Annotated in this window: 24 protein-coding genes; 13 read left to right on the top strand and 11 right to left on the bottom strand. The window is 62.8% G+C overall.

All coding sequences use genetic code 11. The features are described 5' to 3' along the window. Positions 1-70: 70 nt before the first annotated feature. Positions 71-1426 (top strand): class-II fumarase/aspartase family protein, encoded by a 1356-nt coding sequence (locus ACYP2A_RS20155; protein WP_459747573.1) that lies wholly within the window; start codon positions 71-73, stop codon positions 1424-1426. A 70-nt stretch (positions 1427-1496) separates the two neighbouring features. Next, positions 1497-2813, top strand: a complete 1317-nt coding sequence (gene dctA / locus ACYP2A_RS20150; RefSeq protein ID WP_459747571.1) for a C4-dicarboxylate transporter DctA — start codon at positions 1497-1499, stop codon at positions 2811-2813. Between the two features lie 83 nt (positions 2814-2896). On the opposite strand, the gene ACYP2A_RS20145 is transcribed toward dctA, so the two are convergent. After that, positions 2897-3271 carry a cupin domain-containing protein gene (locus ACYP2A_RS20145; protein WP_459747569.1) on the bottom strand — a complete coding sequence of 125 codons (375 nt, stop codon included), beginning with the start codon at positions 3269-3271 and terminating at the stop codon, positions 2897-2899. 103 nt (positions 3272-3374) lie between these two features. Between ACYP2A_RS20145 and ACYP2A_RS20140 the strand changes: the two genes are divergently transcribed. Beyond that, positions 3375-4256 carry a LysR family transcriptional regulator gene (locus ACYP2A_RS20140; protein ID WP_459747568.1) on the top strand — a complete coding sequence of 294 codons (882 nt, stop codon included), beginning with the start codon at positions 3375-3377 and terminating at the stop codon, positions 4254-4256. Here ACYP2A_RS20140 and ACYP2A_RS20135 read toward each other — a convergent pair. The 10 genes from ACYP2A_RS20135 to ACYP2A_RS20090 form a co-directional block, all read right to left on the bottom strand. Next, complete coding sequence (locus ACYP2A_RS20135; protein ID WP_459747567.1) at positions 4246-5241, bottom strand: FecR family protein; 996 nt, start codon at positions 5239-5241, stop codon at positions 4246-4248. The two genes, ACYP2A_RS20140 and ACYP2A_RS20135, sit on opposite strands and share 11 nt — an antisense overlap. A gap of 109 nt (positions 5242-5350) precedes the next feature. Continuing rightward, the gene (locus ACYP2A_RS20130; protein WP_459747565.1) at positions 5351-5863 is read right to left on the bottom strand and encodes a sigma-70 family RNA polymerase sigma factor; all 513 of its coding nucleotides are present in this window, start codon (positions 5861-5863) and stop codon (positions 5351-5353) included. A gap of 102 nt (positions 5864-5965) precedes the next feature. Next, positions 5966-6439, bottom strand: a complete 474-nt coding sequence (locus ACYP2A_RS20125; protein ID WP_459747564.1) for a MarR family winged helix-turn-helix transcriptional regulator — start codon at positions 6437-6439, stop codon at positions 5966-5968. A gap of 60 nt (positions 6440-6499) precedes the next feature. Then, positions 6500-8035 carry a methyl-accepting chemotaxis protein gene (locus tag ACYP2A_RS20120; protein ID WP_459747563.1) on the bottom strand — a complete coding sequence of 512 codons (1536 nt, stop codon included), beginning with the start codon at positions 8033-8035 and terminating at the stop codon, positions 6500-6502. Between the two features lie 10 nt (positions 8036-8045). Beyond that, entirely contained in the window at positions 8046-8822 is a 777-nt protein-coding gene (locus tag ACYP2A_RS20115) for a class II aldolase/adducin family protein (protein ID WP_459747562.1), read from the bottom strand. Between the two features lie 15 nt (positions 8823-8837). Further along, positions 8838-9833, bottom strand: a complete 996-nt coding sequence (locus tag ACYP2A_RS20110; RefSeq protein WP_459747560.1) for a ketopantoate reductase family protein — start codon at positions 9831-9833, stop codon at positions 8838-8840. Between the two features lie 9 nt (positions 9834-9842). After that, complete coding sequence (locus tag ACYP2A_RS20105) at positions 9843-10601, bottom strand: ABC transporter ATP-binding protein (protein WP_459747559.1); 759 nt, start codon at positions 10599-10601, stop codon at positions 9843-9845. Between the two features lie 3 nt (positions 10602-10604). Further along, positions 10605-12398 (bottom strand): branched-chain amino acid ABC transporter ATP-binding protein/permease, encoded by a 1794-nt coding sequence (locus ACYP2A_RS20100; protein ID WP_459747558.1) that lies wholly within the window; start codon positions 12396-12398, stop codon positions 10605-10607. Then, the gene (locus tag ACYP2A_RS20095; RefSeq protein ID WP_459747557.1) at positions 12395-13432 is read right to left on the bottom strand and encodes a branched-chain amino acid ABC transporter permease; all 1038 of its coding nucleotides are present in this window, start codon (positions 13430-13432) and stop codon (positions 12395-12397) included. Before ACYP2A_RS20095 ends, ACYP2A_RS20100 begins: the two co-directional genes overlap by 4 nt. Positions 13433-13550: 118 nt before the next feature. Continuing rightward, positions 13551-14708, bottom strand: a complete 1158-nt coding sequence (locus tag ACYP2A_RS20090; RefSeq protein ID WP_459747556.1) for an ABC transporter substrate-binding protein — start codon at positions 14706-14708, stop codon at positions 13551-13553. Positions 14709-15281: 573 nt separating this feature from the next. On the opposite strand from ACYP2A_RS20090, the gene ACYP2A_RS20085 reads away from it, so the two are divergent. The 10 genes from ACYP2A_RS20085 (at position 15282) to ACYP2A_RS20040 (ending at position 24062) form a co-directional block, all read left to right on the top strand. Next, entirely contained in the window at positions 15282-16415 is a 1134-nt protein-coding gene (locus ACYP2A_RS20085) for an amidase (protein ID WP_459747555.1), read from the top strand. 14 nt (positions 16416-16429) lie between these two features. Continuing rightward, a complete protein-coding gene (gene iacA, locus ACYP2A_RS20080; protein WP_459747554.1) occupies positions 16430-17602 on the top strand; it encodes an indole-3-acetate monooxygenase in 1173 nt (390 codons plus the stop codon). Positions 17603-17620: 18 nt separating this feature from the next. After that, positions 17621-17983: an IacB protein gene (locus ACYP2A_RS20075; protein ID WP_459747553.1), complete on the top strand. Its 363-nt coding sequence runs from the start codon at positions 17621-17623 to the stop codon at positions 17981-17983. Positions 17984-17993: 10 nt separating this feature from the next. After that, complete coding sequence (locus ACYP2A_RS20070) at positions 17994-18509, top strand: nuclear transport factor 2 family protein (RefSeq protein ID WP_459747552.1); 516 nt, start codon at positions 17994-17996, stop codon at positions 18507-18509. A 59-nt stretch (positions 18510-18568) separates the two neighbouring features. Next, positions 18569-19843, top strand: coding sequence for an aromatic ring-hydroxylating oxygenase subunit alpha (locus tag ACYP2A_RS20065; protein WP_459747551.1), 1275 nt, complete (start codon positions 18569-18571; stop codon positions 19841-19843). A gap of 14 nt (positions 19844-19857) precedes the next feature. After that, positions 19858-20334, top strand: a complete 477-nt coding sequence (locus ACYP2A_RS20060) for an aromatic-ring-hydroxylating dioxygenase subunit beta (protein ID WP_459747550.1) — start codon at positions 19858-19860, stop codon at positions 20332-20334. 11 nt (positions 20335-20345) lie between these two features. Continuing rightward, on the top strand, positions 20346-21086 hold the full coding sequence (locus tag ACYP2A_RS20055) for an SDR family NAD(P)-dependent oxidoreductase (RefSeq protein ID WP_459747549.1): 741 nt from the start codon (positions 20346-20348) through the stop codon (positions 21084-21086). A gap of 32 nt (positions 21087-21118) precedes the next feature. Beyond that, the gene (locus ACYP2A_RS20050) at positions 21119-22078 is read left to right on the top strand and encodes a PDR/VanB family oxidoreductase (RefSeq protein ID WP_459747548.1); all 960 of its coding nucleotides are present in this window, start codon (positions 21119-21121) and stop codon (positions 22076-22078) included. Between the two features lie 11 nt (positions 22079-22089). Further along, positions 22090-22575, top strand: coding sequence for a flavin reductase (locus tag ACYP2A_RS20045; RefSeq protein ID WP_459747546.1), 486 nt, complete (start codon positions 22090-22092; stop codon positions 22573-22575). Between the two features lie 242 nt (positions 22576-22817). After that, a complete protein-coding gene (locus ACYP2A_RS20040; RefSeq protein ID WP_459747545.1) occupies positions 22818-24062 on the top strand; it encodes an OprD family outer membrane porin in 1245 nt (414 codons plus the stop codon). Positions 24063-24079 lie beyond the last annotated feature (17 nt).

The raw sequence follows: 24079 nt of genomic DNA, 5'->3' as shown, positions 1-24079 counted from the left end.
GTGATGGCAACAATTATGTACGGACATAAACAATATGTACGGTCCAATAACAACATTTCAGGAACATGCCATGTCCACCACCGTTTTCGACTCCACTCTGTTCCGCGACATGTTCGGCACTGCCGAGATGCGCGGGGTGTTCTCCGACAAAGCCCTGATCGAGCGCTACATCGAGGTCGAAGTCGCCCTGGCCCGTGCCGAAGCGCGCTGCGGCGTGATCCCGGCGGACGCTGCCGAGCAGATCGCCCGCACCTCGAAATACGAGGCGCTGGACCTTGCACATATGCAGCACGAGACCGAGATCGTCGGTTACCCGATCCTGCCGCTGGTCGAGCAACTGTCGAAGATCTGTGGCGAAGCCGGTCGCTACGTGCACTGGGGTGCGACCACTCAGGACATCATGGACACCGCCGTGGTCCTGCAAGTGCGCGCCGCCTTGCTGATCGTCGAGCGTGACATTCAGGCGGTGCGCAACCTGCTCGCTGACCTGGCGCTGCGTTATCGCGACACGCCGATGGCCGGCCGCACTCACCTGCAACATGCCTTGCCGATCACCTTCGGCTACAAGTGCGCGGTGTGGCTGAGCATGTTCGACCGCCACGCCGAGCGTCTGGTCGAGCTGCGTCCACGGGTCGAGATCGGCCAGTTCGCCGGTGCCGCCGGTACCCTGGCTTCGCTGGGCGACAAGGGCCTGGAAGTGCAGGAAGCGCTGATGGCCGAACTGGGTCTGGGCGTGCCGCAGGCCACCTGGCATGTGGCACGCGATGGCCTGGCCGAAACCCTGAACTTCCTTGGCCTGGTCACCGGTTCTTTGGGCAAGATCGCGCTGGACATCATGATGATGATGACCAGCGAGCTGGGCGAAGCTTACGAGCCGTTCGTAAAAGGCCGTGGCGCCAGCAGCACCATGCCGCAGAAGCGCAACCCGATCAGTTGCGAGCTGATGTACGCCGCCGCCAAAGGCGTGCGCCAGCAGGCCGGCCTGATGCTCGACGCCATGATTCAGGACTTCGAGCGTTCTACCGGCCCATGGCAGGCCGAGTGGATCGCCATCCCCGAAGCCTTTGCCTTGAGCGCCGCCTCACTGGGACAAGCCAGGTTCATGCTCGCCGGCCTCGATGTGCGCACCGAGCGCATGCGCAAGAACCTCGACATGACCCAAGGCCTGATCGTCGCCGAGGCAGTGATGATGGGCCTGGCCCCGGCACTTGGCCGTCAGGTCGCCCACGACGTGGTCTACGCCGCGTGCCGGATGGCCAACGACCAGGGCATCAGCCTGCTCGACGCCTTGCTGGCGCAGGGTGAAGCCACCGCCGAGCTGGACGTGGAAGAACTCAAGCGTCTTACCGACCCGACCAACTACCTGGGCCTGGCGCCACAGATGGTCGATCTGGCGTTGGCGCGGCCGGGCTCGGTCAAGCGTTAAACCTAAATGAGCCCGGCCACGAACCGGGCCCTGACAGTTGCCTATCAATAAAAACAACGAGATCGCAAACATGTCTGCTGCTATTGCTGCGAGTCCTGCAAAAAAACCGCTCTACAAAGACCTGACCTTTCAGGTTGTGGCGGCCATGTTCCTTGGCATTGCCTTCGGCTTCATTGCCCCGGAGCTGGCGGCCAAGTTCAAGATCCTTGGCGACATCTTCCTCAAGCTGATCAAGACCGCCGTCGCGCCGCTGGTGTTCTTTACCGTGGTCCACGGCATCGCCTCGGCGGGGGATATCAAGCGGGTCGGCAAGGTCGGCTGGCGCGCGCTGGTCTATTTTGAAGTGGTCTCGACCCTGGCACTGGCCATTGGCCTGATCTGGGGCAACCTGCTGCAAATCGGTTCTGGCATGCACGACGCCCACCCCAGCAGCGCCACCGCCGCCGCGTCTGCCGCCGCCGTTGCCAAGGGCCACGCGCCGACCTCGACGCTGGACTTCATCTACGGAATATTCCCGGATAACTTCATCGGCGCCTTCGCCAGTGGTCAATTGCTTCAGGTGCTGGTGATCTCGATCCTGTTCGGCTTCGCCTTGCTGGCGCTGAAAGAAGAGCGTCGGGCGGTGATCGAAGACGGCCTGAACCGGGTGTCGGAAGCCTTCTTCGAGTTCATCAACCTGATCATGAAGTTCGCCCCGCTGGGCGCCTTCGGTTCGGTGGCCTACGCAGTGGGTGCCAACGGTACGGCGGTGCTGATGTCGCTGGCCAACCTGGTGCTGATGTTCTACGTCTGCGTGGCGTTCTTCATCTTCGTGGTGCTGGGCACGGTGTGCCGCTTGTCGGGGTTCAGCCTGTGGCGCTTCCTGAAGTACATCAAGGACGAAGTGTTCATCGTGCTGGGCACTGCCTCCTCGGAAAGCGCCTTGCCACGCCTGCTGCAAAAGCTGGAGAAGTTCGGCTGCTCCAAGCAGAGCGTTGGTCTGGTATTGCCCACCGGCTACGCCTTCAACCTCGACGGCACCTCGATCTACATGTCGCTGTGCGTGCTGTTCATCGCCAACGCCTACGGCGTGCCGCTGAGCTGGGAACAGCAACTGGGCATCGTCGCCATCATGCTGGTGACCTCCAAGGGCGCCGCCGCCGTGTCGGGCGGCAGCTTCGTGGTATTCGCCGCCACCGTCACGGCGATCGGCGTACTGCCGGCTGAAGGCCTGGCGCTGCTGTTTGGCGTGTACCGCTTCATGTCGATGGCGATTGCCACCTGCAACACCATCGGCAACAGCGTGGCCACCGTCGTGGTTGCCAAGTGGTCGGGCGAGTTCACCGAAGAAACCGCCAAGGCTGAGTACACCCGCGTGCTGGGGCGCAGTCCGCAAGCGGCGTTGTAAGCGTACGAGTGACTGAACGGGCCTGCCTTCAGACGAAGGCCGGCCCGTTTTCGTCAGGAGGCGTCAGCAGATCGCTGACAGAGTCATCCCAATTGCTTCTCGACAGGCACCGTTCTGGCGGTTATCTCGGCACCGGTGTGTTGCGTCGTGACGGTTTCGATCAGCACGATGCCGCATTCCTCCTGCGCGACAGGGTTGTGCCTGACCTGTTTGGGGATAACGCAAAACTCGCCCGGCTTTACGACGATCTCTCGGTCTTCCAACTGAATGTTGAGCACGCCATACACCACCATGAACATTTCATCCTCATCGGCATGGGCATGCCACAGCAGCTCACCCTTTAACTTGGCGACCTTGATGTATTGGTCGTTGACCTGACCGATAACCTGTGGCGACCAGTACTCACTGACCTTGGCCAAGGCTGCTTCGATATTGACAGTGCTACCGCTGATGATCATGAGAAAGGCTCGATTGGCGAAGAAATACCACTGTACGTCGCTCGAATGACGCGCCATATCGAATGTTTATAATGGACCCATTAGCATTCTTGATGGCCTGCCAATGTCCAGACTTCGCACGATTGATCTTGTCTTGCTGCGCACTTTCGTTGCCGTAGTGCAAACCGGCAGTGTCAGCGCTGCTGCACGGCAGTTGCACCTTACTCAAGGCGGTGTCAGTCAGCAGGTCAAACGCCTGGAGACGTTTTTCAATTGCCTGTTATTGGCGCGTAACTCCAGTGGTGTGCAACTGACGGAGCAGGGCGCAGAACTGCTCCCTCAGGCGCGAAGGCTATTGCAGCTCAACGACAGCGTTTGCCAGGACATGCTGGGTACAACGCTGCCCGAATACGTCCGGGTAGGTGTGCCTTATGACATGGCGGGTGCGCATTTTGCGCCGGTGCTCAAGCTGTATGCGCACCGCCATGCGCATGCAGAAGTGACGATTGTCGCAGGCTCCTCCGCCGACCTGATCCAGCATCTGGACAACGGTCTGGTCGACCTGATCATCACGCAGTGCCCGGTGGGCGAAGAAGATCAAAGCGCTGAACGTCTGACCGAAGTGCCTTTGGTATGGATCGGCGCCTCAGGTCATCTGGTTCGCCAGCGGCCCTTGCCTTTGTGTTTCGTGACCCCGACCTGCAGGTTCCGCAGCACGGTATTTTCGTTGCTGGGCGAAGCGAATATCAATTGGCGTGTGGTGTTCGAAAACGCTTCGGTCGATACCACGCTCTCCACGGTCCGCAGCGAACTGGCCCTGACGCCCTGGCTACGCTCGCTGGTGCCTGAAGACTTGCACGAGCTTGACGCCGAATGCGGATTACCAAGGCTGCCGACATTTGTAATCGAACTAAAAGTTGCTGCGCATGCCAGGCAAGGAACACTGGATATGGCACAGGTCATTCGCGAGCATTATCGCGAGGACTCTCCATCTATCAACGGGTAATCACCAACACCCACGGGCTGTAATGGCTCAACTGCGCCCCATGCGGTTGCGCCATGGCGCGCAATGCCGCTTCCGGGTCGCGGGTGTCATAAACGCCGGTGATGCGCTTGTCGGCCAGCGCCTGATCCTTGAGCCACACCGTGCCGGGCAAGTAGCGGCGCATCTGCTCGACCACATCGCCAAGGCGGGCGTTTTCGGCAATCAACTGACCGTTGCGCCAGCTGGCCATGCGCCCGGCGGGCTGCACGTCGAGGCTTACCTGATCGGTATCCGGATCGAAGGTCAGGCGCTGGCCGGCGGTCAGGCCGGGGTTGAGCAGGCGTTGCGCGTCGGGTTCGGCGACTTTCACCGAGCCGTGCTGCACGGCGACTTCGATGCGTGTGTCTTGCAGGTCGACGTTGAAGGCGGTGCCGGTCACGGTCACATCCAGCGCCTTGGCGTGGACGATGAAGGGCTTGCTGCGGTCCGGCTTGACCTCGAAGAAGGCCTGGCCGCTCAGCAGGCGGATCTGCCGGTCGGTGAGGGTAAATTGCACGGCGATGGCGCTGTCAGCATCCAGCACCACGCTGCTGCCGTCGGGCAATTGCACGGTACGGCGCTCACCTTGCGCGGTCAGGTAATCGGCTTCCAGGTGCGTGGTCAAACGCGGCGCAAAGACCACGGCGATGCAGACCGCCAGTGCGGCGCTGGCCGCCCAGGCGAACGTGCGGCGCCTGCGCGGGCGGGCTGGCGCGGCACCAGGCGTCAGTTGTGCCTGCGGCTGCGGTGGCACAGTCGGCCACAAATGCGCGGTGCTGGCCTGCATCTGCCCGGTCAGGCGCCAGACCCGTTCGGCCTTGCTCAGCGCTTCGGCGTTTTGCGGGTCGGCCTGCTGCCAGTCGCGCAACTGGTCTTGCAGGTGCGTATCGCCGGGTGCTTCGCGGACACGCAACAACCAGTCCAGAGCAATATCCAGACGGGCGTTACGCGGTTCGGCTTGCGACATATCCGGCAAGGCTCCAGGGTCTTTTGGGGTGGGCGAGGGTGCCACAGATTCGCCCGTGTAAGCAAAGGACGGATGTGCCGGATTTTTTTTCAGATTATTTTCAGCGCGCTCAACCATGACCGCGTTCCAGACGGCTCGCGCAATGGCTCAGGGCGTCATGCACCAGTTGATGGGTCAAGCCGACCGAGATGCCCATGGCGGCAGCCACCTGTTGCAGCGTGTAGCCACCCAAACGGTGCATTTCGAACGCGATGCGCGTGCGTTCGGGCAACTGCAGCAGTGCATCGGCGAGCATTTGCAACTCGTCCTGGCCTGCGACCTGCTGTTCGGGGGAAGCGGTGCTGGACGGCAATTCGGCAAGCAGCGCATCACCGTCGGGCTGACGCCGTTCGGTGGCCAGGCTGCGGGTCTGGTCCAGCGCCAGATTGCGCACGATGCGGTACAGGTAACCGAGCGGGTGGCTGATCTCAAGGCTCGGGTCCTGACGGGCATTGAAGCGTAGCCAGGCTTCCTGCACCACATCTTCGGCACGCGCACGGCAGCCGACGATGGGCGCGGCGTAATCCACCAGCGCGGCGCGATGAGCCAGGTAAAGGTCAAGTTTGCTGGCGGACGGATCCACAGAAGAGAGTGCTCGAATATCTCGGCAAGGTGCGACATGTCCTGCCCGAAGCGGCGTATCCTACATGGCCTCGATAATCATTATCAATTACAGCTTTGTACATCAATCTTCCAGATTGTGAAACACCGTCTCCAGCAACCGGTTCAACCGCTGAATCTGTGCCTCGGTCAGGCCGTTGAAGCTGCGCTTGAACAAGTCCTTGGTAGCGCTCTGCATGCGTTCCACCGCTTGCAGACCCACTTCGGTGATGCGCACCTGGGTCACGCGGCCGTCGTCGACGCTGGTTGCCGTGTCGACCAGACCGTCATCCTTCATGCGGTAGACGATCTTGGTGATGGTCGGCAGTTTGGCGATGGCGTGGATCGAAATCTCGGAAATGCTCGACTCGCCGTTTTCCTTGAGAATCCACAGCACTCGCCAGGTCGACAGGTCCATGTCGATCTTCTTCAGGGCTTTTTCCATCATCTGGGTGTAACGCCCGTGAGCCCGTGCCAGCCAGTAGAACGGAAACTCTTCCTTGCAGAACTCATCGCTTGAGGGGTCGTAGCGGCTGCGGTTTTTTTTCGGGATGCTCATCAAATACTCAAGGGCCGGCTGGAGACGAGGCGCAATGATAGACGTTTCCAGCCACAGGATTCACCCCTTGATAAAGCGCTTCGACAAGCCTGCCTGCGAGTCCGCCAGTTGATGCAACGCCTGGGCGATCTCACGGCTCTGGCTGGCGCGTTCGCGTTCGGCGTCGGTGCGTTGCGCGATACGGTTGATCTGCTGGGTGATTTCCCCCGCCACCTGGCCCTGTTGCTCCAGGGCGGCCGCCATTTGCTGGCTGTTGGCGCTGATGTTTTGCACCTGGGTACAGATGCTTTGCAGTGCCGTACGGGCCTGATGGGCATCGTTGCGAGCCTGGCCGACGGCTTGCTCACCGCTGGCGGCCATCGCCAGGCCATGCTGGCTGCCTTTGCGCAGGCCCAGCAGGGTGTGCTGAATCTCTTCGGTGGAGGCGGCGGTGCGTGAGGCCAGGCCGCGTACTTCATCGGCGACCACGGCAAAGCCGCGCCCGGATTCACCGGCGCGTGCCGCCTCGATGGCGGCATTCAGGGCCAGCAGGTTGGTTTGCTGGGCGATACTCTGAATCACCTCGGCGACGTTGCTGATCGCCTCCACGGCATTGGCCAGTTCGCCCATGGCGGTGCCCATGTCGATCACCGATTCGCCGAGCTGGTCCATCGACATCTGGCTGCGCTCGGACACCTGTTGGGCGCCGAGTGCCAGCTGCTCGGCATCGCTGGCGGCGTTGGCGCTGGCTTGCAGATTGCTGCTCAGCTCGCCGATGGTCGCGCTCATCTGTTCGATGGCGGTGGCGGCCTGGTCGGTGTGCTGTTGCTGTTCTTCCAGTGCCTCGCTGGCCGCCTGTACCACGCCGGCACTGATTTGCGCCTGGCTGCGCAACTGTTCGCTGTTGATATACAGGCGGGTGATCACCGTGTGCAGCCGCCATGTATGGCTGGCCAGAGCCATGGCCAGCTCGCCATGAATGCCGGGCTCGCGGGCATACAACGGGCTGAGTAGTGGGTCGCTGAAGTGGTCGCCGCCGGCGTCGAGCAAGCGTTGTTGCTGGCGCCGCCTATAAACCTGGCTGTAACCGATCTGCGCCAGCAAGCCGGCGCAGACGATGCCGCTGGCCAGCGGACTGATCATGCCTGCGCCCAGGCCGGTCAGGGTGGCGCCGATACAGGCCAGCGCCGGCGCCTGTTCACGGGCCAGTGCGACCAGTCGTTTTGGCCATGACCACGGCCCCAGGCCTTCGGCCAGACGCCCATACAAGCGCTCGGCATGCTGCTGTTCGGCGATGCTCATCGGAAAGTACGCGGTACCCAGCGCGCTCAGGCGACCGTTATCGAACAGCGGCACCAGGTACAGCTGCTTCCAGTAATGGCTGCCGCCAACCGTGCGGCCGACCACTGGTCCCGTCCAGGGTTTGCCCTGGCGCACCGTGCGCCACAGGCTGGCCAGAATAACGGCGGGCATGGCCGGCGCCAGCCCGGCATCGAAGGCGCTGCCTTCGAGTGCCGTTGCGGTGTGTCCGGTCATGTCGCAATAGGCCTGGTTGCAGGTGAGCAAGCTGCCGTTGGCATCCAGGCGCGAGATCGGCGGTTCAGTCATAGCGTGCATAGCCACATCCTTACCAGGTCAGGCCGCGTTCGGTGCTCATCTTGCGCACCATGGCGTCGAAGAATTTGCTGGCAAAGCCGCTTTCGCGGATCAGCATGGCGGTCAGGCCGGCGCAGCGTTCGGCGATGCCTTCTTCCAGCGGGTGATCTTCGCCGCCCAGAGCACCGGCGGCGCACTGGTTCTCGGCCGCGCGTTGCACGGTCCACAACAGAAACAGCGCCTTGTCGATGCTGTTTTCACCGACCGCGATGCCGTGGTTGCGCAGCACCAGCACGTGCTTGTCGCCCAGGCTCTCGATCATCCGCACCTTCTCTTCATCGAACAGGGTAATGCCTTCGAAGGTGTGATAGCCGACCCGGCCGTACAGTTGCGCGCCGTAGAAGTCGTCGTGGGTAAAGCCGCGTTTCTTTTGCACCACCGCCGAGATCGGCGTGGTGTGGGTGTGGATCAGGCACTGAATGTCATCGCGGGCGGCATGCACGGCGCTGTGCAGGGCAAAGCCTGCCGGGTTGCCGTCGTAGTCCGACGGTTCGAGTTTATGGCCGTTGAGGTCGACCTTGAGCAGGTTCCACGGGGTGATTTCGGTGTAATTGAGGCCAAATGGATTGACCAGATAATGATGCGCAGGGCCGGGCAGGCGCGCCGAAATATGGTTGAAGATGGCCTCGGTCCAGCCGAACCAGTCGACCAGGTGATAGCACTGGGCAAGCTTGACCCGCAGCGCCCATTCGGCGTCGTCGATATGCGCAGGCTGGGTGAATTGATCGGGGTTAACGTTGGCGTTCATGACGGTTCCTGCTATTCAAATGGACGGCTGGCTGCGAAAGCGCGCCAGGTTGAGGATGTCGCGGGTCACCGGCATGTGCAGGCCCTGGCGCTCGGCCAGCTCCACCACGGCGTCGCCGATCGCTTGCAGTTCCAGCGGGCGGCCGTGCTCGTAGTCCTGCAACATCGAGGTGCGCACCTCGCCCATGTCGGCGCCCATCTTCATGAAGGTCTGCGGGTCGATGCCGACGCGCGCGCCATAGGCCGCTGCCGTCAGCAGCGCCTCGTTGAGCATCTTGGCAACCACCGCATTGAGCTCCGGCTTGCCGTACAGCTGCGCCAGGGTCGCGCCGGTGATGACCGACAAAGGGTTGGAGGTCAGGTTGGCGATGATCTTGGTCCACAGCGAATCGCGGATGCGCTCGCTGGCGCGGGCTTCGATGCCGGCACCGGCGACCAGCGCGCACACCTGCGCCAGGCGCGGGCTCTGGCTGTTGTCCGGCTCGCCGAGAATCATCAGGTGCGGGTTGCCCGAGCGCACCACGCAGGGGGTGAGCACTTCGGCAGTGATGAACACCACGCAACCCAGAATGTGCTGCAGGTCCAGCGCCTGACTGATCGCGCCGCCAGGGTCGACCGCTTCGACGCGTGAATTGGCAAAGCGCCCGGCCTCGCCATGGAAGTACCACCACGGCACGCCGTTGACCACCGGCACCACCACGGTCTGTGGGCCAATCAGAGGGCCGAGGGTCGGCAGCAGGGCGGCAAGGCCCGGTGCCTTGATGCAGATAAACAGCACATCCTGCTCACCCAGCGCGGCAGGGTCGGCAGCCGCCTGTACCTGTGCGTGATGCTCGCCGTCCAGGTCGGTCAGGTGCACGCCATTGGCGGCAATGGCCTCAAGGGCGGCGCCACGCGCCAGCACGCTGACCTGTTGGCCGCTGTTGGCCAGCCGCGCGGCGAGGGTGCAGCCGATGGCACCGGCGCCGACGATACACACGCGCAGGGCGGCGGTTGGAGTGAGGTTGTCCATGGGGTTTCCTTAGCTGGCAAGCATGGTTTGGTGTTTGCTGGCCGCGCCCAGATAGGCGTCGATCACCCGTGGGTCGTGGGCCAGTCTGGCCGCCGGGCCGTGCATGGCGACTTGCCCTGTCTCCAGCACATAGGCGTAGTCGGCGACTTTCAGCGCGGCACGGGCGTTCTGCTCGACCAGCAGGATCGACACGCCCTGACCGCGCAGTTGATCGATGATGCGAAAGATCTCGCGGGTGATCAGCGGCGCCAGGCCCAGGCTCGGTTCGTCGAGCATCAGCAGCTTGGGCTTGGCCATCAGCGCCCGGCCCACCGCGAGCATTTGCCGCTCGCCACCGGACAGCGTGGCGGCGGCTTGTTTGCGCCGCTCTTCAAGGCGCGGAAACAGGCTGTAGATTTCATCCAGGCTGCTGGCGAACGAGCGGTCGCCCTGGCGGTAACGCATGAAGCCGCCGAGCTTGAGGTTGTCTTCGACGCTCATGCTGGAAAACAGCTCGCGCTTCTCCGGCACCAGGCCAAGACCCCGGCCCACCAGCACTTCAACCTCGGGCACCACTTCCAGGCGGCCGTCGAAGTTCACCTGCCCGCGTGAGCCGAGCAGGCCGATGATCGCCGAGAGCAGGGTGGTCTTGCCGGCGCCATTGGGGCCGATCACGGTGACGATCTGGCCCTGGCCGACGGTCAGGTTGGCATCGGTCAGTGCCTCGACCTTGCCGTAGGCCACGCACAGGTTCTTGATCTCGAGCAGCGGGTTGTTCACATGATTCATGGTTCACTCCACGCCCAGATAGGCTTGCAGAACAGCAGGGTCGGACTGGATGGTTTCGGGAAGGCCTTCGGCGATTTTCTGGCCGAATTCCATCACCGTGATGCGGTCGACCAGGCCCATGACGAAGTCCATGTCGTGCTCGACCAGCAGAATCGCCATGCCTTCGTCGCGCAGTTTGCCGAGCAGCGCGGCCAGCTCCTGTTTCTCTTTATGGCGCAGGCCGGCGGCGGGCTCGTCGAGCAGCAACAGGCACGGGTCGGCACACAGGGCGCGGGCGATTTCCAGAATCCGTTGTTGACCCAGCGCCAGGGCGCCAGCTTCTTCATACAGGTACTCGCCCAGGCCGACGCGCTCCAGTTGCCGGCGGGCTTCGGCCAGCAAGCGAGCCTCTTCGCTGCGCTCCAGGTGCGCAAAGCTCGCCAGTACGCTGCCCTGCGCCCGCAGGTGGGCACCGATGGCGACGTTTTCCAGCACGCTCATGGTCGGCAGCAGCTTCACATGCTGGAAGGTGCGGCTCATGCCCAGCCGCGCGATGTGCCGTGAGGGAATGCCATTGATGCGCTGGCCGAGAAACATCACATCGCCCGAAGTCGGCGTGTCGACGCCCGACAGCTGGTTGAACAGCGTGCTCTTGCCGGCGCCGTTGGGGCCGATCAGGGCGAGGATTTCGCCGGCACGCAGGCTCAGGTTCATGTCGTTGTTGGCCACCAGGCCACCAAAGCGGCGGGTCACCTGGCGGGCTTCGAGAATCAGCTCGCCCTTGGCCGGTTGCGCGCGGCGCGGCAGCGCTTCAGCGGCCGTTGCAGCGGGCGCCTGACGACGCTGACGTGCCTTGGCAAAACGCTTGGCCAGCAACGGCCACAGACCACCGGGCATGCGCTGCATCATCAGCACCACCAACAGGCCGAAGACGATGGTTTCGTAGTTGCCCTGGCTGCCCATCAACAGCGGCAGCCAGTCCTGCAACCACTGCTTGAGCAAGGTCAGCACGCCGGCGCCAAGCAGCGCGCCCCAGACACTGCCGACTCCGCCGATCAAGGCCATGAACAGGTAGTCGATGCCCATGTGCAGGCCGAACGGCGTTGGGTTGACGAAGCGTTGAGTGTGCGCATACAGCCAGCCCGACACCGCCGCAAACAGCGCCGAAATCAGGAAGATCACCAGCTTGGCGCGAAAGGTGTTCACGCCCATCGACTCGGCCATTACCTGGCCGCCCTTGAGCGCGCGAATCGCCCGGCCCTGACGCGAGTCGAGCAGGTTCTGGGTGATCAGCACCGCGACCAGCAGCACCGCCCAGATCAGGTAGAAAATCTTCTCGCCCTTGTCCAGTTCGATGCCCAGCAGGTTGATGGCCGGCAAGTCGCTGATGCCAGTCTGGCCGCCCATGCCTTCGAGGTTGCCGAACAGGTAATACAGCGACAGGCCCCAGGCGATGGTGCCCAGCGGCAGATAGTGCCCCGACAGTTTCAGCGTAAGCGCACCGAGCAGCAGTGCGACCACGGCGGTAAACACCAGCCCCACCAGCAGCGCCAGCCACGGCGAGCCGCCGGCCCAGGCCAGCCAGGTGGGCAGTTGCTCGGTGGTGGTCAGGTAAGCGGTGGTGTAGGCGCCCAGGCCGACGAAGGCCGCCTGGCCGAAGCTGGTCATGCCGCCGACGCCGGTCAGCAGCACCAGACCCAGCACCACCAGCGCATACAGGCCGATGTAGTTGAGCAGGGTGACCTGAAAGGTCGGCAGAAAAAACGGCGCCAGGGCCATCAGGGCGATGAAGCCCAGGGTCAGGTGACGGGGTTTCATGCCTCTTCCTCCACGTGATGACTGAGCAGCGAGCGCCACAGCAGAAAAGGAATGATCAGGGTGAACACGATCACCTCCTTATAGTTACTGGCCCAGAACATCGAGAACGCCTCGACCAGCCCGACCGCCACTGCGCCGACGGCGGCCAGCGGATAGCTGATCAAGCCGCCGATGATCGCGCCGACAAAGCCCTTTAGGCTGATGACGAAGCCCGAGTCGAAGTACAGCGTGGTGATCGGCGCAATCAGAATCCCCGACAGGCAGCCAATGAAGGTCGCCATGCCAAAGGTCGCCTTGCCGGCCAGGTCTGGCGAAATCCCCATCAGGCGCGCGCCGGTACGGTTCACCGCCGTGGCCTGCAAAGCCTTGCCATACAGGCTGCGGCCGAAAAACAGAAACAGCGTGGTGATCAGCACCACTGACAGCGCCAGCACCCACAGCGTCTGGCTGTTGAGGGTGACCGGGCCCAGTTCCAGGCCGGCTTCGGAAAACGGCCGGGTGCGGGCACCTTCCGGGCCGAACAACAGCAGGCCGAGGCCGACCATGGCCACGTGCACGGCAATCGACACGATCAGCAGCACCAGCGGCGTGGCGCCGGCGATGGGCTGGAAAAACAGCCGGTACATGCGCGGACCCAGCGGCACCACCAGCGCCAGGGTCAGCACCGCCTGCGCGGCCATTGGCAGCTCGGCCAGCGGCAATTGATACACCGCCAGGATCACCAGCAGGGCGTAGCCGGTCTTGATCAGCATGTGCCGGTCAATACTCAGGCCGCGGCCTGCGCGATAGCGGGCCACGGCGTCGAGCACGCATTCAATCAGGGTCAGCACCAGCAGCAACCAGGCCAGTGGCGTCGGGTGGCCGGCCTGGATGGCGGCCATGGTCAGTGCCCCATAGGTGACGAACTCACCCTGGGGAATCAGAAGCACGCGGGTGACGGTGAACACCAGCAATATCGACAGCGCGAGTAGGGCGTAGATGGCACCGTTGGTGATGCCGTCCTGACCCAGCAGCAGGGCTATCTGGACATTCATGGGAAGGTTCTCGCAAGGCTGAAGCACGGTTTTATGAGGCTATACATCTATTGCGCGTGGGACCCGGATCACCACCCGGGCAATTCCCGGGTTCCAGCGCGCAATCGGGATAAAGCCCTTATTTGAGCAGCGTCCAGCGGCCGTCCTTGACGGTGATCAGTTCGCGGCCGCGATCGTCGAAGCCGCTGTGGTCGGCAGCGCTCATGGTGTACACGCCTTGTGTGCCGGGCAGTTCGCGGGTCTGTTCCAGTGCGTCGCGCAAGGCGGCGCGGAACTCCGGCGTACCCGGTCTGGCTTTTTGCTCAGCCACCGGGATGGCCTTTTCCAGCAGCAGGCCGGCGTCGTAGACGTTGGCGCCGAAGGTCGCAGGCGTCTGCCCGTAGGCCTTTTTATAGGCGTCGATGTAATTGGCGGCGAGGGCCTTGGATGGGTGATCGGCAGGTATTTCGTCGATCACCAGCATCAGGCTGGCAGCCAGAATCGTGCCTTCGACCTTCTTGCCGCCCAGTTGCAGAAACTGCTCCAGTGCCGCGCCATGGGTCTGGTACATCTGGCCCTTGTAGCCCTGGTCGTACAGGGTGCTTTGCGGCATGACCGCCGAACTGCCGGGGGCGGCCACCAGCACGGCATCCGGGCGTGCCATCAGCACTTTCAGGCCTTGCCCGGTCACCGAAGTGTCCTGGCGCTGGAAGCGTTCGCTGGCCACGATCTTGATGCCGTTCTTCTCGGCCAGGGCGCCGATCACCTTGGCCCAGTTCTCGCCATACGGGTCGGCGGTGCCGATAAAGCCCAGGGTCTTGATGCCGCGCTTGAGCATGTCCTGCATCAGCGCCTGGGCAATCAGGTCGTCATTCTGGGTGGTCTTGAACACCCATTTCTTCTGCTCGTTCATCGGCAGCACCACCGCAGCGGTACCGACCGGCGCCAGCATCGGCGTGCCGGAGGCCGCCGCAAACTGAATCACGCCCATCGCGTTGGGCGAGCCGCTCGGGCCGATGATTGCGTCGACCTTTTCTTCATCGACCAGCTTCTTGAAGGCCTTGACCGAGGCGGTCGGGTCGCTGCCGTCGTCCAGCGAGATGTAACGCACGGTCTGGTCGCCCACCTTGGTCGGCATCAGCGCCACGCTGTTCTTCTGCGGAATCCCTACCTGGGCGATCGGGCCGCTGGAGGAGGTAATCACCCCGATCGTTACCTCGGCCTGGCTCACGGTGGCCCAGCTCAGGGCCATACCGGCGGCGCCGGACAGCAAGGCGGTGGTCAGTCGTTTTTTCATCTCGTTCTCCAGTGTGTGGAAGTCGACAGGGGCATCGAGTGCCCAAGGCTGTTCAAAGGGCGGCGTTGGTGGAGCGATAGCAGGTTGCGTGCCAGCGATGGCGGCGTACCGAGGTCGGGCAGGGGCGGTTTCGGGTGCGGAACGGGTGTTTTGGGCGCAGCGAAACGGCACTGCCAAACGGGGCTGGAAGCGCTGGAATAAAGGCCTTGAAGGGTATTTTCGGGAAGGATTTTAAAGGCATTTTTATGCTCTTTTTGGCGTGAAATTTTTATTATTTGATGCTGCTTTTTGTCTATTTCTGCACTGGGCTGAGCATAGTCTCGCGCCACGAATATTTACACAGGTTTTTTAGTATTTTAAGTTAAGTTAATGTTTTTAAACGATAAATAGTTTGTTTTTGGCGTTTTTAAAGCTTTTCAAAACTGCGCCTTTTCAGTGCCAAGGCTAAAAAATCGCACCAAAAAGGAATGTAAAATTCCATTGAAAATTCAGTTGACGATTCAAGTAAATTTGCGCGATGTTTGAAAAAGGCCGGCAGGTAGCTGGCAATCAGGTTCGAACGAGGTAGCGCAGATGACGATCGTCGTGGAACAACTTTCTCTAGGTGGCTCTGCTGGTGTGCTGGCCCCCCGCGTCATGGTCAAGGACACCCTTGATGTCGCAGGCTTTCCAAGCCGCGCTTCAAGCCGCGCCCTGGACGACGCACCGGCCGCCGTTGCGCATGCCGAGGTGGTCGACCATCTGCTGGCCGCCGGCTGCCGCTTGATCGGCAAGACCAGCCTGCATGAGCTGGCCTTCGGCACCACCGGCATCAATCACTACACCGGCACCGCGCTTAACCCGCGCTTCCCTGAACGCATTCCGGGCGGCTCGTCGAGCGGTTCGGCAGCGGCGGTGGCGGCGGGCCTTGCCGATTTCACCCTGGGCACCGACACCGGCGGCTCGGTGCGCATTCCGGCCTGCTGCTGCGGCGTGTTCGGCTTCAAGCCAACCTTTGGCCGGGTCAGCCGCCGTGGCGTGATGCCTGAGCACACCAGCCTCGATTGCGTCGGCCCGTTCGCGGCCTCGTTGCCGATGCTCGAAACCGCGATGCAGTCCATTGACCCGAGCTACCAGCCACAGGCCGTGCCGGTACAGGTGCGCATTGGCGTGATTCAGGTGTCGGCCAGCGCAGCGGTGCAGCACGTTATCGATACAGCATTGGCCGCCAGTGGCCAACCACTGACCCGCGTGGATTTGCCTTCTTTCAATGCCGCCTACGACGCAGGAATGGTGGTGATCAACCGCGAAACCTTCAACGCCTGCGGTCATCTTCTGCAAACCGGCAAGGTTGGCGAAGACATCGCCGGTCGCCTGGCTGCTGCCGGTCACACCACCGATGCCGCGCTGGCCGAAGCCGAAAGTGTACGTCGCCAGTTCACGGCCGAAGTCGATGCCGCACTGGCCACTGTCGAGGTGCTGGCACTGCCGACCATGCCCGATTTTCCGCTGCTTCTCAGTGACGCCGCCGACACCCGCGCGGTGCTGGGCATGACCGCCTTTGTGCGGCCTTTCAACCTGTCGGGCCATCCGGCCCTGAGTATTCCACTGGGCAGCCCGCAAGGCCTGCCGGTGGGCCTGCAATTGATCGGTGCCAAAGGCGCCGACGAGGCGCTGCTGGCCGCTGCCGGCCTGCTGCTGCAACGCCTGTACAGCAACCGTACCTGATCATGGAGCACCTCATGAACTCACTCAACGCGCAGGCCTTCGACGCCGCCGCCAACCTGGCATCGGGCCCGGCTTTCGAAGCCTTGCTCGAGACCATTCGCCAGCGGGCCCGCGACGGTGAATTTGACCGCCAGCGGCATATTTCTGTCGACGTGATCGACGCCTTCAAGGCCCACGGCGTGTACCGCGCCCTGGTGCCCAAACGCTTTGGCGGCCACGAATGCTCACCGGCGCAGTTCTGCGCAATGATCGAGCGCATCGCCCATGCCGACGGCTCGGCCGGCTGGGTCGCCAGCTTCGGCATGAGCCCTGTGTACCTGGCGGCCTTGCCGCTGGACACCTTGGCGCAGGTCTACGCCAACGGCCCTGACGTGGTGTTTGCCGGGGGTATTTTCCCGCCGCAACCAGCCGAAGTGGTCGACGGCGGTTTCAAGGTCAATGGCCGCTGGAAGTACTCCAGTGGCTCGATGGGCGCCAACCTGATCGGCGTTGGCATCGCCCCGAAAAACGGCGACAAACTCGACCTGCCGCGCCTGGCGGTGATGCCGCAAAGCAAGGCGCGCATCGAGCAGACCTGGGACACCGTGGGCCTGCTCGGCACTGGCAGCCATGACTTGGTGGTCGAGGATGTGATCGTCCCTGAAGAGTGGACCTTCGTGCGCGGCGGTGCACCGAACCTCGATGAGCCGTTCTTTCGTTACCCGTCCCTGTCGTTCGCCACCCAGGTGCTGTCGGTGGTCGGCCTCGGCGTGGCCAGGGCGGCGCTGGATGAACTGGCCGGCATGGCCAGCGGCCGTATCTCGGTGACCGGCGCCCCGGCGCTGGCCGACCGCCCGCTGGCCCAGGTCGAAGTGGCCAAGGCCGAAGCCGCCCTGCGCGCCGCGCGCTCGTTTTTCTACGAGTCCATCGAGCGTGCCTGGCACCACGTGCTGGCCGGCGATCCGGTGCCGGCCGAGGCCACCAACCTTCTGCGCCTGTCGTCGACCCACGCCACGCGCATTGCGGCGGATGTCGCGCGCACCGCGCAAATGCTCTCGGGCATGAGCGGTGTGTACAACACCAGCCCCCTGGCGCGCTGCGTCAACGATGCGCAGGTGGTCACCCAGCACGCCTTCATGGGCGACGTCACTTATCAGAACGCCGGAGCGATGTTCTTCGGCAAACAGCCCCTGCCGGGCTACCTGTAACTTTTCGAGGAGCGAGTCATGAGCGAGAAAAAGACCCTGCGCGTGCTGTTTTGCATGGGCATCAACCAGAACTTCTTCGACGCCGCGCGTGAAGAGCAACTGCACGTCTGGGCCGCGTTCAGCGCCATGTGGAACGGTATTCATGACCTGCCGGGCGTGAACGTGCTGGGCAACATGGACGACGACCAGGGCATGGTCGGCCCGTCCGACGGCTTTCCGTGGACCACCTACCTGCTGGCCGATGTGCCGGACATCGAAACCGTGCACGCCGCCTGCAACCTGTTTCGCAGCACGGCCGTCGGTGACGGCCCGTACAAGCTGTGGCGTTACGCCAAAGTCGAGGCCCGCGTGGGCCGCGAACTGATCATTCAGCGCACCTGAGTACGCCGCCATGAGCCCGCTCGATCAGCAACGCCTGCGCCGTTTTGAAAGCGAACACGCCGTGCGCGCCTGCATGAACCGCTACATGGTGCTGTGCGACGCCCTGGATGAACACACCCCGCTCGATGAACTGGCCGAGTTGTTCACCACCGACGCGATCTGGGAAGGCAAGGGCGCGCGCTATGCCAACAGCTTCGGTGGCTATCGCGGCCGCGAGGCCATCGCCGCGATGTTCGCAGGCTACATGCAGCCACCGGCGCACTTTGCGCTGAACGTGCACTTTCTCACCAGCGAGCTGATCGAGGTGGACGGTGATGCAGCCACTGGCACTTGGGTGATGTTGCAGACCAGCACCTTCGCCAGCGGCGCGTCACACCTCAATGCCGCACGGCTGAGCGTGACCTTTGCGGTGGAAGACGGGCAATGGCGCATGGCGCATTTCCAGACTGAAAACCTGTTCGGCCGCCCCGTGAGTGGCTGGAACAGCGACGCGCCCTTGCCGGTCCCCGACCGCAATGAGCAGTGAATAAACGCTACGCACCGAATTCATGAGCTGTCGGCCACCAGAGCCGACGAGGAGACACCGTGACTAACCTGATTCCCGCTGTGAACCTGGCGGTCGACCCCGCCGACCTGGTCAAGGCCGACCGCGTCCACACCGCGATGTACACCGACCCTGCGCTGTTCGATGCCGAACTGCAGAAGATTTTCTACAGCACCTGGGTGTGGGTCGCACATGAAAGCGAGATCCCGGATTCGGGCAGCTACAAGAGCACCTACATCGGCAAGCAGCCGGTGATCGTGGTCCGCGACCGCAAGAAGGCCGTGCACGTACTGCTCAACCGCTGCCGCCATCGCGGCGCCACCGTGTGCGAACACAAGAAGGGCAAGGCCAACAGCTTTGTCTGCCCGTACCACGGCTGGAGCTACGGCCTGGACGGTTCGCTGCGCGCCATTCCGCACCCTGAAAGCTACGCCGACTGCATCGACAAGGGCGAGCTGCCGCTGGTCAGCCTGCGCGTCGAAAGCTACGCCGGGATGATCTTCGCCACCTTCAAGGACGACATCGAGCCGCTGGTGGACTTCCTCGGTCCTGCGAAAAAGTGGATGGACCTGTTCATGAAGCAGGGCGCCGGCTACGGCATCAAGGTGCCGGGCGAGCATCGCTTCCGCTTTCCGGGCAACTGGAAGATCCAGCTCGAAAACACCACCGACGCCTACCACTTCCCGCTGGTGCACAAGAGCTTCCTGTCGTCGGTGGATGAACAGACCCTGGAGCTGTTCGACTTCGTCAAAGGCCCGGGCTACGTCGAAGACCTGGGCAACGGCCACAGCGTGATGGTGATGATCCCCGACCTGATCGACTTGGAGGCGGACCTCGACAAAGCGATCCCCGAGCGCTTCGAGTCGCTGGCTGCCGAACTGCGCGACGAAGGCCTGGAAGAAACCCAAGTGCGCCGCATCGTCCGCGCCGTGGGCGGCACCGGTTTCAACCTCAACCTGTTCCCCAACGTCGCGTGTTCCATGGCGTTCTTCCGGGTGCTGCAACCGATCTCGGTCACCGAGACCGAAATCCATCACTCGGTGATCACCATGGACGGCGGTCCGGCTGCCGCCAACCGCTACCGCCTGCGCCTGCACGAGCACTTCCAGGGGCCGATGGGCTTCGGCACCCCGGACGATTCCGAGGCCTGGGAGCGTGTGCAGAAGGGCGCCAATGCCGGCGAAGACCTGTGGATCATGCTCAACCGTGGCCTGCCGGGCGAAAAACCTAGCGAAGACGGACTGATCTCCGACGTGAGTGCCGAAACCGGCATGCGCGCGGCGTATCAGCAATGGAAAAAGATGATGTCGGCCTGACCCCGGAGAAACCCATGAACATTCAACTGCTGCAAGAAGTCACCGCGTTCATCTGGGCCGAAGGCGACATGCTCGACCATGGCGAATTCGACACCTGGCTCAACCTGTGGAGCGACAAGGGCACCTACATCATCCCGATCGACCCGCGCGAAGAGGATTTTGAAAACACCCTCAACTACGCCTATGACGACCATCACATGCGCAAGCTGCGCGTGCAGCGCCTGACCGGCGGCGAGTCGATCTCGACCAGCCCGCAGCCGCGCACCGTGCGCACTATTTCACGCTTTCGGGTGCTGTTCGACGACGGCCATAACGTCACCGTGCGCTGTGCGCAAAACGTGCGCGAGTTCCGCAAGGACAGCCTCAAGCACTACAGCGCCGATCTTGTGTACGAGCTGGTGCGCAACGAAGGCAGCTTCAAGATTCAGCGCAAGCTGATTCGCCTGATCAACAGCGACGATACCCTCGCGGGCATCGGCTACATCCTTTAAGGGGGCCGCTCATGAACCAGGTTGCATTGGTGACAGGTGCAGGGCAAGGCCTTGGCCTGAGTTTCTGCGCACGCTTGCTGAACGCCGGCTACCACGTGGTGGTCAGCGACCGCGACGAGCAGGCGGCCATCGCCGCCGCCGGCAATCTCGACAGCACCGGCGAGCGGATGTTGGCCGTACGTCTGGATGTGTCGAGCAAGGCCGATTTCGAGCAGGCGCTGGCCCAGGTGCTGGAGCGCTTCGGCGCCCTGCACGTGGTGGTCAACAACGCGGCGGTGACCAAGACCACGCCGCTGATGCAGATCAGCCCCGAAGAGTTCGACGCGGTGGTCAGCGTCAACCTGCGCAGCGTGTTTCTCGGCTGCCAGGTGTTCGGCGCCTACCTGGCTGAAACCGGCTACGGCCGCATCGTCAACATGGCCTCACTGGCCGGCCAGAACGGCGGCACCGCCACCGGCGCGCACTACGCTGCGAGCAAGGGCGCGATCGTGACCCTGACCAAGATCTTCGCCAAGGAATTCGCCGCCCGCGGGGTCACGGTCAATGCCATTGCCCCAGGCCCCATCGAGTCGCCGGCGGTGCATGCCGCCGTGCCGGCCGAGCGCCTGGCCGGGCTGATCGGCAATATCCCGGTGCAGCGCCTGGGCGATGCGGATTTTCTCGGCGACCTGATCGTGCAACTGGCGCGGCCTGAGGCCTGGTTCACCACCGGGGCGACCTGGGACGTGAACGGCGGCCTGTTCATGCGCTGATCCACCTGAGCCAAACCCAAGGAATTTCAGCCATGAATGAACAACTGTTGAATGTCATCGTCAGCAAACGCCAGGTCCAGGGCGACGGTGTCGTGGTCCTCGACCTGACCCGCGCCGATGGCGCCGCCTTGCCATTGTTTGAAGCCGGGGCGCATGTCGATATCCATATCGGCCCGGGTCTGGTGCGCCAGTATTCGCTGTGCAGCGACCCTGCCGATGTCAGCCTGTATCGCCTCGGCGTCCTGCGTGACCCGGCCTCGCGCGGCGGTTCGGTGGGCGTGCACGACACCCTGCTCGAAGGCCAGCCGGTGCAGATCAGCACCCCGCGCAATCTGTTTCCGCTGGTGGCCGGTGCGCGGCGCTCGATCCTGCTCGGTGGCGGCATCGGTATCACGCCGATGATCGCCATGGCCTACGCGCTGCAACAACGCGGCGAAGATTTCGAGCTGCACTATTGCGGCCGTTCACGCAGCCGCAGCGCGTTTCTGGAGCAGCTTGAAGCGGCCCCGTTCGCCGACAAGGTCATCACCCATTTCGATGACGAAGGCACTGAGCAAAACCTTGATCTGGTGAAAGTCCTGGGGCAGGGCGAGCTGGGTGTGCACATGTACACCTGTGGCCCGTCGGGCTTCATGGACTGGGTGATCAAGGGCGCCCGCGAGCAAGGCTACGCCGAGGACCACATCCACAAGGAATACTTCCAGGTCGACGTCGACGCCAGTGGCGAAAGCTTTGAAGTGGTCGCCGCACGCAGCGGCAAGACCGTGCAGGTGGCCGAGGGGCAAAGCATTCTCGAGGCGCTGGCCGGCGTCGGCATCAAGATCGAAATCTCCTGCGAGCAAGGCGTGTGCGGCACCTGCCTGTGCGATGTGCTCGAAGGCGAACCCGACCACCGCGACGTGTACCTGACCGACGAGGAAAAAGCCGGCAACGACCAGATCCTGGTGTGCTGTTCGCGGGCCAAATCCAAAAAACTCGTGCTGGACATTTGAGGAGAACGACCATGGTCGATGTAACCGATTTTCGTAATGCCATGGCCCTGCTCGGCGGCGCCGTGTCAGTGATCACCACCGACGGCCCTGCCGGGCGCTGCGGCTTCACCGCCTCGGCGGTGTGCAGCGTCACCGACTCGCCACCCACCTTGCTGGTGTGCATGAACCGCACCTCCAACTCCAACGCGCAGTTCAAGGCCAACGGCACCGTGTGCGTCAACGTTCTGGCCGGCGCGCATCAAGAGTTGTCTGGCGCGTTTGCCAACAAGGCGCTGAGCATGGAGCAGCGTTTTGCCAGCACCGCGTGGACCACGCTGGAAAGCGGCGCGCCGGTGATGCTGGAGGCGCTGGTCAACTTCGATTGCCGCATCGCCCAGGTGCATGAAGTGGGTTCGCACAACATTTTCTACTGCGAAATCCAGAGCATCCGCCAGGGCGGCGCCGATGAAGGCCTGGTGTATTTCAACCGCGCCTACCACCGCCTTGGGACACCGTAAGGACTGCGCAGGACCGACGTAGGACCGACTTTAGTCGGGAAGCAGACGACCCCCAATCTGCGTGATGACCTTCGCGGCTAAAGCCGCTCCTACGAGCCGCTCAATTCAATAAACACAACAGCTTTTTCGCGAGCCCTTGCCATCAGAAGCAGGCCGCGAATTCTCCTGCCGAGTTCCGTTTCGTTGATCTGCTCATATCACATAAAAAAACAGCCCTGCGGGGCTATAAGAGGAGCCGTCACATGTTGCACTCGACCATCACCCGTCGTATCGGCATCACCAGTCTTTTGAGTTTCAGTATGGGGGGCATGGGCGTGGCGCACGCCGATGTCTGGCAAGACAGCCACCTGAAAGTGGACATGAAAAACCTCTGGCTGGACCGCAACTACACCGAAAGCGGTGCGGCCACCAGCAAGGTCGGCAACTGGTCGCAGGGTTTCGACCTGCAGTTCGCCTCCGGCTACACCGACACGCCGCTGGCCTTCGGCCTGGACCTGGATGCGCAATACGCCTACGTGCTGGATTCGGAAGGCAACGACGGCACGCTGCCGTATGACCGCATCAACGGCATTCCGGACGACTACAGTCGCGCCGGTGCGACGCTGAAAATGAAGTACTCGCAGACCGAACTGAAAATCGGCGACATGCGCCCGGAACTGCCGATCGCCTGGCACGACCCGAGCCGCCAGCTCGACACGATTTACCAGGGCGCGGTGATCGAGAGCAAAGAGATTCCCAACCTGACCCTGACCGGCGGGCGCTTCTGGTCGGCCGTCACGCGTGAGTCTTCCAACCACGAGAAATTCTACAAATACGGCTCGACCGACAACCTCGACAGCAAGGGCATCGACTTTGGCGGCGCGACCTACAACCTGTTGCCCAACCTGCAAGCCAGCTACTTCTATGGCGTGATGCACGACATCTACCGCCAGCACTACTACGGCCTGATGCACATGGCCGACCTGGGCAACGGCTACAAACTGCGCACCGACGTGCGCTGGTTCGATAACCGCGAAGACGGCCAGGCGCTCAACGGCGAAGTCGACAACCGCGCGCTGTCCACGGGGCTGGCGCTGACCAAGGGCGGACACCGCTTCAGCGTGGTTTACCAGCGCATGTTCGGCGACAGTATTTTCCCGACGCCCAACGGCTATATCCCGCAGTTCTACCTGCTCAACTGGGCCAACCAGCCGTTCATGCGCCCGCAGGAACGCTCGGTGGGCGTGGGCTACAGCTACGATTTTGCAGGTTTGGGTGTGCCGGGCCTGACCTTCAGCACCCGCTACATCAAGGGCACCGACATCCTGCGTGCCGGCCTGTCCGACGGCCACGAAAACGAGCGTGACCTGGCGGTGCGCTACGTGGTGCAGAACGGCCCGCTGAAAGGGCTTGGGGTCGAGTGGAAGAACTACCTGGTGCAGCAGAACTTCGGTGATGACATCCAGGAGAACCGGATCTACACGACCTACACCTGGAAGCTTTGGTAATAGCGCCACAGGACCGG

The organism is Pseudomonas sp. 3A(2025) (assembly GCF_054589175.1).
Note: the sequence above shows the minus strand (reverse complement) of the source record. Positions and strands in the feature narration are given on the sequence as shown.